Origin of the sequence: Paenibacillus cucumis (ex Kampfer et al. 2016) (assembly GCF_019748695.1) — a bacterium.
In the GTDB taxonomy this organism is placed as follows: Bacteria; Bacillota; Bacilli; order Paenibacillales; family Paenibacillaceae; genus Paenibacillus; species Paenibacillus polysaccharolyticus.
This window is the reverse complement of record NZ_JACLIC010000010.1, coordinates 115110-128383: the sequence shown is the minus strand read 5'-3', so window position 1 is coordinate 128383 and position 13274 is coordinate 115110. Positions and strand designations below refer to the sequence as shown.

Genomic DNA, 13274 nt, shown 5'->3' with positions numbered 1-13274 from the left:
GCCTCCTGACTCTATTCCGTTTCATGCGGAAGTGGTATAACTGCCGTCACGGTTGTTCCTTTACGCGAAGAACTCCATATATTGAGCTTGCCTCCGAGTGATTGCGCACGCTCCCTCATAATCGACAATCCGAGTGAACTTTCCGATGATGGCTTCCGTCGCTTAGCACCGCCCTTCCCCCGATCGGAGATCGTGAGCTTCGCTTCACGTTCACTGAATTCAAGCTGTATGCATGCCGAGGATACCCCTGCGTGCTTCCGAATATTGTTCAGCGCCTCCTGACCAATACGCCACAAACCTTCTTCAATAAAACGTGGTATGGAGCGCATCCCCTTACGATCAGCGATAACTTGAAGCCCCTGTTTTGCACCGTACTCCTGAAGCGCGCTTACCAATCCGGCCTCCAAACCTGATGGACGAAGTTGCATAATCAACGCTCGCATCTCCTTGAGCGCTTCCTGGGACAAAGCTCGTATATCTCTCATCACTTCTGCTGCCGGATGCACCGGTTCCGAACCGGAGAGCATACTCTCTGCACCTTTCGCCGTCAGCGATAGGGAGAATAAAATCTGATTCACCGAATCATGCAAATCCCGAGCAAGCCGATTCCGCTCTTCAAGCCTCGCCAGTTCGCGCCGATGATCTGCCAGCTTCAAGCTCTCCCGTGAAGCAATGATATGTTCTGCCAGAGCCTCAAGGACTTCTTTGTCTGCCCGGATCAGATCAAGAGATCGTGACTTAGTACCAACGATCAGCACTCCTGGTTCCTCTGGTGCATGATATGGGAGAGGCACACCAACCCCTGAAGCAAATTCACCCCATTGAAATTCAAGCCTGAATTGGCAGAATATTTCAGCAAGTTCATCTGCGGATAGGATGGCTGCACGATAGTGATCCACGATCCGATCCATAAGGCGTGTCCCGTCCAAGGAAAGGGGATCTGGCGTGTCCGTCCATACCTCACCATGAGCATACATTGCATGTATATGAAATGTGCTATTCGTTTGTTGTACAAGCGCGGCGAACGGCCAATCAAAATGCTTGCCAAGTAACCTTACCACGGTATCAGGCAATGCATTCGACTCGGTACACTCATTGATCGCAAGACTTAATGCTGTACCGAAATCTCCGAGCCGGGCATAAAGTTCTGCCCGTCGTTGCTCCGCACGATACAATCGCATTCGCTCCATTGCACTGCCAATCTGATAGGCTACCGCCTGCAAAAGCGCGAGTTCGCTATCGCTGAAAACCTCTTTACCTGGCGCTGCCACATTGAGCAGTCCCAACATTCGTTCACCCGAGCGCAGTGGGACTGTAGCGTGGTGTGTAATATCCTGTGTGTCTCCCCACTTAAACTCCACAGCATCTTCAAGACGTTTGCAGTTAATGATATTAACCGCATGCTGCAGCCTTCCATCCCTGAAACGATTGATACACCAGCACGTTCCCGTTCTCATGGGCTCTTTATCGTTTCGAATTAAAGCTGGCGGCAGGTTATAGTCTGATACACAGGCATACTCTCCGCGTTCATCGATGAGAAAAAGCCATCCCGCCGTGAGTCCGGTTAGCTCAAGTAATTTGCCAACCACCGTATCCAGCATCAGACTAAGGTCATTGGAGGTGTTTAACGTTTCCGCAATGGTTTTCAGTGTCACCATTTCCTGCATTCCAGCCTCTTCCGGCATTGGCACTCCCCCTCAGATGCTCCGTCTGTGATTTTGTCCAAACCATTGTAACCAATCCTTCGGGGATATGAAAGCTTCAACTTTTTGCCTAATGCTCAGCCAGACTTCTTCCGTTCTTTTCTTGTGCATGACAGAGGTTCCATATTCATCAGCCCACGGTCAGACAAAGCCAGCGCCAATTTGTAAAAAGCACGGGTACGAATCTTGGTATAGGTATCCTTGCTCACAGGCGGATCAAAAACATGGTTGTATATTTTATAGTCAAAGACATCATCGTCCTTCATATAGCGCTCGTTTACCAATACCCGTTCTTTCTCACTGAGCCGAGATACGATATGATCAATGGTATCGCAGTAAGCCTGACGCGCTCGCTGGACATCCACATTAAAGATTGCTGTTTTCGCGGTAGAATCTCCTGTGACATTGGTAGCCCCATGAAAACGTTCCGTATAACTTGCAGTCACCTGCACCTCACGTTCTTCAAAAGCAATCGTTTTATAAATCCGATACTTCTCCAATACAGCCTCGACAGCTGCCTGCGTTTTCCGACGATCCAATTCCGGTAATATCAATTCCATATTTGTCATCGTTGCCATAGTCATTCTCCTCCTAATGTTAATTCACTCTATATTTCATTCCATTTTGACGACTCATACTGATATTTCTGCTCATCCCCATCTTCTAGCCAAGACTGTCTCCCACATAGAATTGTTCCGATTTTTCAAAACATAACGTATTTTATTTTTTTCTTCCATTGCCTTTTGGAAACGGCTCTCTGTTTACATTATGTTCGTACTTTGTTCGTATTTCTATTAGAGGATACCACTTTCTGGAGAAAAGAGTAAACCTTCATTTTGGGTCATTTAGACGATAAAATAAAACCTTCGCTCTCATTTTCTATACCTTTTGGCATAAATGTTTCATATCTCTTTACCTAATGGTATATATACGATATAGTACAGATAATTACTGAACTCGTATAAGTCATTTGTTTTTATGAAGAAGTCCATGGCTCTGGGAATGATTCCACGTCGGCAGGCGCACAGACGAAGTGCAGGAGGCGGAATCAATTCTGGAGAAGCGGAGCGCTCGCCTTTATCACCGGATTTCTCCCTTTAAGGAGAACATGACAGGAAATCCGGGGATAACAGCGATCGAAAGAATGATCCGCTTTCGGAACGGGTAAGTTTGCAGAACGTCGCATGAGCAGAACGAACTTCTTTATAATCACAAGCACTTATGACGAGTCGAAGGAGATGCATGAGTTGTGGAGCACGCTTTTGGTCCTTATATGAAACAACTGCGAGAGCAGCAGGGATTCAGCATCAACCAGCTCGCTGAAGCGGCTGGAATAAGCAATTCACAGATTTCACGGATTGAAAATGGTGTGCGCGGGGTGCCTAAACCAGCAACGATCCGAAAAATTGCCGACGCACTCGCCGTACCTTACTCAGACATGATGAAACAGGCAGGTTATATGGAGACAGGCCTTGAGGCGAACCCTCAGGAAGTACCGGAATGGGCAACGTACAAGGATCGCCGGGATTTTAAAAAAATGCTGGAGGATGACGACGATCTGATGTTCGACGGTATTCCGCTGGATGAAGAGGACAAGAAACGGATCAAAGACGTGCTGACTGGTTTGTTCTGGGAAGCCAAACAGATGAATAAACGGAAAAAGCCAGGCGAATCGGATCAACGCCCATGAGACCAGGACGCGAGTTCAAACTTATTGAAACTGCAGGTGAGATCATATGGATGACATCGTAACCAAGCTGATTCGCAAACACCGAACCAACTGTCCGTTCAGCATTGCCCGTGCTGTAGGAATACAGATTCGTTTTACGAATCTGGGCAAGTCGACGAAAGGGCTGTATTTCCGTAAACTTCGTCGCAGATTTATTGTGATTCACAATGACTTGCCCCCTGAATGGCAGCGATTTGTATGTGCACATGAACTGGGGCATGACAGACTGCACAAAGGAATTAACCGTTTCTTCCTTGAGGAGCATTCCTACTTCGCTCCAGGCAAATTGGAGAGACAAGCCAATCTTTTTGCCATTCAACTATTGACGGCCGGAGTCACACCGGAACCGGAAGAATCTCTTGAGAAATTTTGCTTACGTACCGGACTGCCGCGTGATGCGCAGCATTTTTTTTACAGTAATTAAGAACATACGTTCTTTATCATGTAGTGTTGAACCCGTTTTCCAGGCAGAATCAGATGTCACTTTCAGGTTACTTATTTTTACGCAAATCACGAGATTTCCTCAACATAGTCTGTTAAAATACTACATGAGCTGTATAAACGCTCTAATAGATTACTATTTTGGGAGGTTTCGGATTCATGAAAAACTGGAAAAACGTTGTTTTACTTCTGCTAACGGTTTGTTTACTGTTCGGCAGTGTAGGCATTGCGGCAGCAGCAACGGATTCTGCTCCAGGAACAGGTAAACACATCACTATCCTACATACCAATGACATGCATGCTCGAGCAGTGGAACAATCACCTGCTATGGGTTTTGCCAAAGTCGCAGGCATCGTTGATAAATATCGCAGCGAAAATCCTAACACCCTCTTGCTGGATGCAGGCGATGCGGTACACGGTACCACATTTGCAACTCTTGTTAGAGGCGAGAGCATTGTGCAGGTCATGAACGAAATAGGCTATCAGGCGATGGTACCTGGTAACCATGAATTCAACTATGGCTCGGAACGTCTCATGGAGCTGGCGAAGATGATGAAATTCCCTATGCTCAGTGCAAACGTAAAGAAAAAAGATGGAACTCGTATCTTCGAACCGTACCTTATTAAAGAAGTGGATGGTGTGAAGATCGGAATTATTGCCTTGACTACACCAGAAACCATGTACAAAACGAACCCGAAAAACGTAGAAGGTCTGCAAATTACAGATCCTTCTGCAGAAGCTAAAGTTCTTGTGAATGAAATTCGTAGCAAAGTCGATGTTGTCGTTGTTCTCGGACACCTTGGACAAGATGTTTCCAGTACGGATACAAGCTTCAAAGTCGTTAAAGAGGTGCCGGGCATTGATGTGTTCATCGATGGACATAGCCATACCGTATTGAAAAACGGACTTGTATCTGATCATGGAACTTTGATTGCAAGTGCAGGTGAATATACCAATTATGTAGGTGTCATTGACCTGTGGGTAGACGGCGGCAAAGTTTCGAAGAAAACAGCAACATTAGTGGATGAAACCGGGGCCAAAGACATTAAACCCAATGGGAATGTTGCAGCACTCGTAAGTTCCATTCAGAAAAAACAAGAACCGATCCTGAAAGAAGAAGTAGCAAATACCGCTGTTCTACTCGACGGTAAACGTGAACAAGTACGTGCTGGCGAGACCAATCTAGGAGACTTGCTGGCTGATGCAATCCGTGATGTCAGCAAAGCCGATATCGCTTTGACTAACGGCGGAGGTATTCGTTCTTCTATTGAAAAGGGCATCGTAACTAAAGGTGATGTCATTACCGTTCTTCCCTTTGGCAACCAAGTCGTTACCCTTGATGTAAAAGGCTCTGATGTACTCGCAGCCTTGGAGAACGGTGTAGGTTCCTACCCGGAACCAAGTGGTGGATTCCCGCAAGTATCCGGAATTACATTCAAAATTGACGCCGCTGCTGCAAAAGGTAGCCGTGTTCATACCGTAATGGTTGGTGATAAAACTCTTGATCCAGCCGCGACCTACACCCTTGCAACCAATGACTTCACAGCTGTCGGCGGTGATGAGTACACGATGTTCGCCAAGTATCCAACAACCGGTATGTACGGTGCACTGGATGAGGCATTGATCAACTACATGCAAAAACTCGGCGCAGTCGATATTAAAACCGACGGCCGCATAAGTGAAGGCAAGAAAGCCGCTGTAGAACCAGAAGCACCGGGTACTGAGGCTCCGGCCCCTGTTCCAGCACCAACACCAACCAAGCCTCAACCAGAAAAACCAAAGCCGGAGAAACCGGTCAAACCAGCACCGGGCAAACCAGCTCCAGCCCCTGCTAAATTGCATATCGTAAAATCAGGCGAGTCTCTGTATTCGATCTCCAAACAATATGGTACAACATGGCAGACACTTCAACAGATCAACAAAATCAAAAACCCACACTGGATTTATCCAGGTCAGACATTGAAGTTGCCTGCTGCTTCTTAATCTGCAACCATTTCGAATAAACGACGAAAGGGAGTCCTTATCCAGATCACTGGCTAAGGACTCCCTTTCGTTTTCTATTTCAAAAATAAATCTCTTGTATGCCGCTTTCGGCTTCAAAGTTGATGTCTACCCCCTGCTGAACTAGAACATATATGCCTGTAATATCCGTATTTATGCGATTTACGGCGCGGATGATGCACAACCACGCTTACGCTAGTTTTGCATACTTATACCCGTATCACTTTGAATAGCCCAGCCTAACGTATCTTTATAAGCAAAAGCACAATTAATCTGATTTTTATTTTCCAGCTATAGTCACTTGGTACGATTATTTTCTGTGATTAGACATTCTTTCTACTTCTAGAGTCCCGTTTTCCAAGGAACCTCTAGCTTATTCAGCTAAAAATAAAGATCGACACAATATTCAGTCCTATTATATAGGCAAATGTTATCTATCACATATGACATGTATTTTCATCGCTTCATATGCTACATCCATGCTTAATCTCGGCGCATTTGCTCTTTCACGTAATTCACAGCTTCCTGTGCCGTTATACTGATTCGCTTCGTCTCGCCTGAATCAGCAAGCATATGAGAGCCCAGTTCTACCTGTGCTTCGGCCGCTCCTCTGCCTACAACAATGTGTACAGGTAGCCCGATTAACTCGGCATCCTTGAATTTTACACCCGGCCGTTCATCCCGATCATCCACGAGCACACGGAATCCACAATCCATTAGATGTTGCTCCAACTCAAGAGCTAGCTTCTGTTGATGCTCGTCTTTCCAGCTTACCGGGATAAGATGCACATCATAAGGCGCTACAGATACAGGCCACTGAATGCCTTCTTCCGTCGCGTACTGTTCAGCAATAGCTGCCATCAAACGAGATACCCCGATACCGTAACATCCCATTACAGGTGCACACTGACGGCCATTGCGATCCAGAAAAGAAGCTCCCATGGCATCGCTGTACTTTTTACCCAGCTTGAATATGTGCCCTACTTCAATACCTTTGGTGAACACAAGTGGTTCGCCACATGATACGCAACAATCCCCTGCAGTGGCAAAACGGATACGCTCAACTTGATCCAGCGCAAAATCCATGCCTGGACGAACACCTGATAGATGCATGCCAGCCTCATTCGCTCCGGTCACTGCATGTTTCATGGTGGCCACATCAGCGTCTACCACCATACGTAACCCAAGCCCCACTGGTCCAAGATAACCGACGGTGAGATTGGAATGCGCGGCGATAGTTGCATCGTCAGCCAGCTCCAATTCCTCTGCGCCAAGCACCTGTTTCAAGGCAATATCGTTCAGTTCATGATCCCCACGGACAAGAGCAGCAACAAGCTGACCATCCGCCAGATAAAGCAATGTTTTGATCATATCTTCGGCCTTCTTATCAAGGAAAGAGCATAATTCTGCGATGGTACGAACACCTGGTGTCTCAATCGGTAACACTTCCGTGTGCTCATTAGCTTTTGGTTCATTCGTAAGGATAGCAGGTTCTACGGATTGAAACGCCGCCTTCTCCAGATTCGCAGCATAACCACATTTTTTACACGTCACAATGGTATCCTCTCCTACATCAGCCAGAGCCATGAACTCATGTGTCTCACCTTGTCCACCAATGGTTCCCGCATCTGCCTCAACTCGAAGAAAGTCCAGGCCACAGCGTTCCAGAATGCGGCAATATGCTGTATTCATTGCCTGATAGGTTCGATCCAGTTCCTCCCAATCCGAAGCAAATGAATAGGCATCCTTCATGATAAATTCTCGGCCACGTAACAAACCAAAACGTGGACGGCGCTCATCCCGGAACTTGGTTCCAATCTGATACAAGGTAAAGGGAAGCTTACGGTAAGAGTTGACCTCGTCACGAGCTAAGGCCGTAACGACCTCCTCATGGGTTGGTCCAAGCGCAAACTCTCTCATGTGCCGGTCCTTCAGACGCATCAACTCTGGACCATATTGCGTGTATCTGCCGGATTCCTCCCACAACTCTGCTGGTTGCATAATGGGTAACAATACTTCCTGGCACCCGGCACGATCCATCTCTTCCCGAACGATTCGCTCGACGTTCAGAAGCACACGTCGCCCGAGTGGTAAATAACTGTATATTCCCGCGGCCACTTGACGAATCATACCCGAGCGCAGTAGCAAGCGGTGTCCCGTTGCATCAGCCTCAGCTGGTGCTTCACGTAACGTTGGAACAAGCATTTCACTTTGACGCATCTTGAATACACTCCTTTTATGATCAGATAGGTAGGCACTACGCACATGAAATCTTGAACAGCAAAAAGACGCATTCGTCAAGGGACGAATGCGTCGTGGTACCACCCTTATTTAACTGTATACAGTCGTTTCATATCTCGCTCTGCTAACATACAGTCCTCTGGGGCATAACGGACCCTTCCGGCGAAAGTTTCAGCCTGTTATGAAACAGACATTCCCCTTGGCAGCTAACGAGGTAGGAATTGCGCAGCAGCAACAGGAATGTTACAGCAATCCATTCCCTCTCTGTTGAAGCAAGCTTACGTGATTATGTCCTCGGTAAACGCTATTTTTCATTTTTGATCACATTAGAACATTTAGACGAACTTGTCAATCAATACAATTAAACGAAGAGGTCACTCGAAACCCTTATGCCAAGCTACTTCAAGCGAAATCCATAACAATGGCTGACACAGCCCCAGGTTCACTGTAGAATAGAGATTAACATTTTACGGATCTAACGTACGGATCCCTGAATGGAAATTTGTATCTTTCATAAAGGAGTTTATCTTATGTCCTATATTATATATGATCTTGAATTTACAGTAAGTCGCAATACACGCTACTCCTCTGAAATTATCGATATCGGTGCTGTCAAAGTGAGTGAGAACCCGGATACGGGCCTTACAGTCACGGACACCTTTCATACGTATGTTCGTCCATCTAACAAATCCGTCCTGTCTACCGACACCGTTCAGTTCACAGGAATCACACAGAAAGACATCGATGCAGCCCCTCTTTTCCCGGCAGCACTGCGTCAATTCATCGATTGGATGGGCAATGAGCCTTATTATATGTGCTCCTGGGGACCAGATGACCGCAACAAATTCATCTCCCATTGCAGAACACATCATTTGGATGTGGCCTGGATTACCAATCATAATGATTTACAGCAACAATGGTCGCGGGCCATGCACAAAGAAGGAAAGTTTCGGCAACTCGGACTTGCCCAGGCTCTTGAACTCTGTGGAATTGAATTTGACGGTACACAACACCGCGCTTTGGATGATGCCATTAATACAGCTAAAGTGTTTATGCACCAGTTCGACAAGTTCAAATTAGAAAATAATTGCGCAGCGGATGATGAAGGCGTTGCTTCCAAAGTGGTTTACTCCAGTGCTGTGGATGATGAGGAAAAGGAATCACCGTTTGGCAATCTTGCCAATCTTTTTAAAGCCAAAGAGTAAGACGGTATCCAGACGTTAAACCTGTAATCTGAAGTTCATTTTGGATTGTACACTTGCCGCCAGCGCTCCAAATGTTCTTGCATCAGGTTACGACAATGTTCCGGTTCCAGGATCTCAGCCTCTGGCCCGTATCTGGATATCCACACGAAAAATCCCTCAGCATCACTCACTACAGTTTCAAACAATAGGGTACCTTCAGGCTCTCTGGTCAGAACGGGGCGCACAAAAAAGCGTTCCTGCATCACGCGGTCCACAACTAGGGAAGAAAATCGAATTTTAACCACGGTCTCTTCTGTACTTCCTCTCGTGATCCAGGCAGTACGGAAATAAGACTGGATTAAATAATCATTTTTGCGGAAGGTACGTGGAATAATTCGTAAATCGTATAGCCGATTTACCTGAAACGTTCTCATTCTCTCGGAGAGATGGCAATAAGCTAACAGATCAAATTGATATTCCCGAGGAATCAGGCAATATGGATCAAAGCGAATCATCTCCATTTCTCCCTGAGACTGATATTTCCCTTCCATGCTGTTTTGTGAAATTCCTGCTTGAAGCAACAAAAGGAGCGAATCACTCGATTCATCACCGTCTATATTTTGACAGACGATTCCTCCTTCTTTAAACATTCCTCTGACCTGCTCAGCCCATTCCACTCGCTCGGTTCTGTTCTTCTGGCTTGAAGCTACTACTTTCTCGTAGGCACTCTCAAATGCAGGCTTTAATAGCGGACGAATATCTTCCATAACGTCTGCAAGCTGTATGAAAGCTTGGGCTTCCTCGTCAGACCAATTTAGCGGATACATGGCAAAATGGCTGATAAACATGTACCCTCTTCCGTGTCCCATATTGGCGATCGGAATATGCATTGCGCTGAGGGCCTCCATGTCACGGTATATCGTCCTTTCCGTTGTCTCGCACCTCTCCGCAAGCTCCCGAGCCAGAATGCCCGGCTTGGCTTGGACCAGCGTAATAATGCGCATTAATCGGATTAGTCGGTCTGTCATTTGGCCAGGCCCTCCATGATGTTGTTTCAAATAGTATGATACAGCTCCATCCTCGACTGATATAGTATGGATATATACATTCGACTTGTTGTTTAACTTCACCTTCAAAACTTATGTAAACTGGTTCTCTCTGTACGGTCATCACTTGACTACGTTTTCATTGATCTAACAATGTTCTTTCACATTTTGGCGATTGGCAGTAAACGTAATACCATAATGATAACGAAGCTTCTCAACAATCTCCGCTTCTGTTAAATAATCCAGATCCTGTTTGCGTGCAGCTTCGATTAACAGTGCATCGGCATGACGGCGCAACATGTCGCTACCTTCCTGGGTACGGCCTCGTTCATAAGCACGTAGAGCCTGTTTAAGCAAGGGGACGGTTTCGTTCAATTTAATCGTTTTCTCTACTTTCGGGTCTTCTGGCTGTCTTAGCATCCCCAGGTGACTTGTATACTGAATATAGAGTTGTTCCCGACGAAGAAGTACACGCTGACTTTGCTTTAACTTGCGGGTACTCCAATAGGCAGAACATATCGCTGCTTTTCCTGATAGATGCGGTCCTACGGCAAATTCCAGCAAAATCTGTTTACTTTCTCCCTTGAGTACATCACCAAGTCGCAGTACCCAACCAATATCTGTTTCTTTCGATCGGCATCCATAAATGCCTTTAAGCTGAACGCCATATTCCGGTTTGAGCAAAAGCTCTAAATCTCTCGACATAATTTTGGGTGCTATTTTCCTAAGTCTTTTGGCAGGGGCTCCGTAACGCCACTCTACCATCATATATACGGGATCGGCTCCCCCTGTCGGTATGGCCTCTTTATTCCACGAATAAGATACTTCAAAGACTGAGTTCACTGGTAGTCTCTCCCCCGATTTATGTGTATTATCTTCTAAGTTAGCAGGGTGAATGGACACTATATTGTCACGGAACATATGTTCTCATTAATTTTTTCCATTATATTAGTTTTATTCCCCTTGATCCGCCTAGAAGCGACAATAAACGACGAAAAAGCTTGGCTATTAGCCAAGCTTTTCACACCCTTCTCTATGACAAGTCCCAACTTAAACAGCTGGATGATTATGCTCCATTTTGTGCATGTACTGTGCACTGTCCGTTTGATTAACCGGTGCATAAGTTACACTGTCAATAATCAGTTTGCGTCCGACTGGCTCGCCATTTAAAGTAATCATGATTGTTTTCGTTGACGCGCTCTGGTTTGATACGTACATATTATTCTACTCCTTCATTATTAACGATCTTATTCAAAATCGAAATATATTAATTTTAAGCATTATATTGCATATTTGTGAACAGGATATACCCGGAGCGGAAGTAAATCTTTGTGTTTGCTCTGTCCGGGGTACTGCTATTCTTGTATTACCCTCTGATTTTTAAAATAAAACATTTGTTAACATCAATCTTCACGAAACATTCGGGTAATAAAACGTAATCCTCTTGAACCCAACTCCAGGTTTTTGACGTATAATGAAAGAGCGAGAATTCAACAAATGACGACGAATTCAGCTCTGAATCGATCCTACCGAAGAGAGAGGTGTTAATCATGCCAAAATCCATTCAGGGATATTTCATTCGGGTGTTTATCTCCACATGTATTCTATTTACAGTCATACTCGGTTCTACTGCAAATGCAGCGAGTGCGAATATATTCTCGGATATCTATAATGGTTGGGAGCGTGTGTCGGAACTACCTGGGGAAGTGAACGCATTACAGGAGAGTTACAAGCAAACACTGGAGCAACTAAATCAAACCTCCGCCCAGCTCGGACAAGCCCAGGCGAATGTCGAAGCATTCAAAGCACAAAATGATCAACTCCTGGCTCAGAACCAGAAACTGACCGAAATGGTCAGCAAACTTCAATCTGAACAGGATGCCAGAACAGCCACCGCACAGCGAATTCAAACGATGGTGATCACCATTGTTGCTCTCATATTAGGTTACTTCCTTCTGATTCGCGTGATGCGCTGGGGAATGCGCCGGCGATCTGGCCGACTATAAAAGAACAGGAGTTACTGCATGCATATACATCTGAACCATGCTGAAGCTGGCGGAGTCGGACAAGTGGTTACATTTTCACTGATTCAGGATGACCGTCTTCATATTCTGCATCCGCAGCAAATTGTTGCTTTTCGCGGTGCCAGCAGCAACAGACAAGATAAATTCATGAATATCTCGGGTATGTATCGCAAAAAAAAGCTGATTAAATCAGAAATTACTGGACCATGCCAATTTGTAGCCGCCCTTCCACCGGGATTCACCATGAAAGAAGTGCAGCTTACGGAGAACAGTGATTTGCTTTATGATTTTCGCCACTTGTTCTTCTATTCCGAAGGTGTCACGATGCAGACCAAAATTCAGAAGATCAAAAACATGCTGATTACCCGGGATGCGGTGAAAATGAAATTCTCGGGCAAAGGAACCATTGGTTTGCTCACACAGGGTCAGGTATGCCAACAAGAACTTCACCCCACCGCACCACTCTATGTAGATGCTGGAAGCGTCATTGCTTACCCTGAAAATGCCCATCTGGAACTAACCGTATATGGAAACAACCTGGCCAGTCAGCATATGAACTATCATTGGAAAATGACAGGACACGGCCCGGTGCTTTTTCAAGCTGGACGTGAAAACTACAGACTGCAACAGGACGTCAATGATGAAGGTTTATTCAAACGTATATTAAAAGAAGTCATCCCCTTCGGCAACGTCATTATTAAGTAATTTTGGGATTTTAAAAAATGTGCCGATCCGGTAAATGATATGGTATACTGTACCCGGACAATTAAAGAAGAAAATCCATGCCTATGGCATGGGAGAGGTTCGCGAACTCCCTCTACAAGACTTGACCTATGTAAGGTCGCTACAGTCTTGCGTACTGCTTTCCGTGATTACACGTATCTTATATATGCTTAGGCTTAAGG

Annotated in this window: 13 protein-coding genes; 7 read left to right on the top strand and 6 right to left on the bottom strand. The window is 45.6% G+C overall.

The features are described from left to right. Nucleotides 1-11: 11 nt before the first annotated feature. Nucleotides 12-1685 (bottom strand): GAF domain-containing sensor histidine kinase, encoded by a 1674-nt coding sequence (locus H7T88_RS06945; protein ID WP_221787771.1) that lies wholly within the window; start codon nucleotides 1683-1685, stop codon nucleotides 12-14. A 95-nt stretch (nucleotides 1686-1780) separates the two neighbouring features. Then, nucleotides 1781-2263 carry an ArpU family phage packaging/lysis transcriptional regulator gene (locus tag H7T88_RS06940; RefSeq protein ID WP_221787920.1) on the bottom strand — a complete coding sequence of 161 codons (483 nt, stop codon included), beginning with the start codon at nucleotides 2261-2263 and terminating at the stop codon, nucleotides 1781-1783. A 418-nt stretch (nucleotides 2264-2681) separates the two neighbouring features. Here H7T88_RS06940 and H7T88_RS28650 point away from each other — a divergent pair, with 418 nt between their 5' ends. The 4 genes from H7T88_RS28650 to H7T88_RS06925 all read left to right on the top strand — a co-directional run bounded on the left by H7T88_RS28650 (nucleotide 2682) and on the right by H7T88_RS06925 (nucleotide 5856). Then, nucleotides 2682-2804 carry a hypothetical protein gene (locus H7T88_RS28650; RefSeq protein WP_260510760.1) on the top strand — a complete coding sequence of 41 codons (123 nt, stop codon included), beginning with the start codon at nucleotides 2682-2684 and terminating at the stop codon, nucleotides 2802-2804. A 172-nt stretch (nucleotides 2805-2976) separates the two neighbouring features. After that, nucleotides 2977-3393 (top strand): type II toxin-antitoxin system RelB family anti-toxin, encoded by a 417-nt coding sequence (gene relB, locus H7T88_RS06935; protein WP_090918477.1) that lies wholly within the window; start codon nucleotides 2977-2979, stop codon nucleotides 3391-3393. A 46-nt stretch (nucleotides 3394-3439) separates the two neighbouring features. Continuing rightward, nucleotides 3440-3856 carry an ImmA/IrrE family metallo-endopeptidase gene (locus tag H7T88_RS06930; protein ID WP_090918365.1) on the top strand — a complete coding sequence of 139 codons (417 nt, stop codon included), beginning with the start codon at nucleotides 3440-3442 and terminating at the stop codon, nucleotides 3854-3856. A gap of 176 nt (nucleotides 3857-4032) precedes the next feature. Then, entirely contained in the window at nucleotides 4033-5856 is a 1824-nt protein-coding gene (locus tag H7T88_RS06925; RefSeq protein ID WP_221787769.1) for a 5'-nucleotidase C-terminal domain-containing protein, read from the top strand. A 501-nt stretch (nucleotides 5857-6357) separates the two neighbouring features. On the opposite strand, the gene H7T88_RS06920 is transcribed toward H7T88_RS06925, so the two are convergent. Further along, nucleotides 6358-8094 carry a proline--tRNA ligase gene (locus H7T88_RS06920; protein ID WP_221787767.1) on the bottom strand — a complete coding sequence of 579 codons (1737 nt, stop codon included), beginning with the start codon at nucleotides 8092-8094 and terminating at the stop codon, nucleotides 6358-6360. Nucleotides 8095-8645: 551 nt separating this feature from the next. On the opposite strand from H7T88_RS06920, the gene H7T88_RS06915 reads away from it, so the two are divergent. Continuing rightward, nucleotides 8646-9320 (top strand): 3'-5' exonuclease, encoded by a 675-nt coding sequence (locus H7T88_RS06915; protein WP_090918371.1) that lies wholly within the window; start codon nucleotides 8646-8648, stop codon nucleotides 9318-9320. 35 nt (nucleotides 9321-9355) lie between these two features. Here H7T88_RS06915 and H7T88_RS06910 read toward each other — a convergent pair whose 3' ends face one another. From H7T88_RS06910 to H7T88_RS06900, 3 genes are all read right to left on the bottom strand, one after another. After that, complete coding sequence (locus H7T88_RS06910; protein WP_221787765.1) at nucleotides 9356-10327, bottom strand: helix-turn-helix transcriptional regulator; 972 nt, start codon at nucleotides 10325-10327, stop codon at nucleotides 9356-9358. Nucleotides 10328-10492: 165 nt separating this feature from the next. Continuing rightward, complete coding sequence (locus H7T88_RS06905) at nucleotides 10493-11188, bottom strand: hypothetical protein (RefSeq protein WP_154890781.1); 696 nt, start codon at nucleotides 11186-11188, stop codon at nucleotides 10493-10495. A gap of 207 nt (nucleotides 11189-11395) precedes the next feature. Further along, complete coding sequence (locus H7T88_RS06900; protein WP_167375691.1) at nucleotides 11396-11563, bottom strand: hypothetical protein; 168 nt, start codon at nucleotides 11561-11563, stop codon at nucleotides 11396-11398. Between the two features lie 332 nt (nucleotides 11564-11895). On the opposite strand from H7T88_RS06900, the gene H7T88_RS06895 reads away from it, so the two are divergent. Both H7T88_RS06895 and H7T88_RS06890 read left to right on the top strand, forming a co-directional pair. Then, nucleotides 11896-12351 (top strand): hypothetical protein, encoded by a 456-nt coding sequence (locus tag H7T88_RS06895; protein WP_221787763.1) that lies wholly within the window; start codon nucleotides 11896-11898, stop codon nucleotides 12349-12351. Between the two features lie 18 nt (nucleotides 12352-12369). Further along, the gene (locus tag H7T88_RS06890) at nucleotides 12370-13074 is read left to right on the top strand and encodes an AIM24 family protein (protein WP_090918381.1); all 705 of its coding nucleotides are present in this window, start codon (nucleotides 12370-12372) and stop codon (nucleotides 13072-13074) included. Nucleotides 13075-13274: the final 200 nt, after the last annotated feature.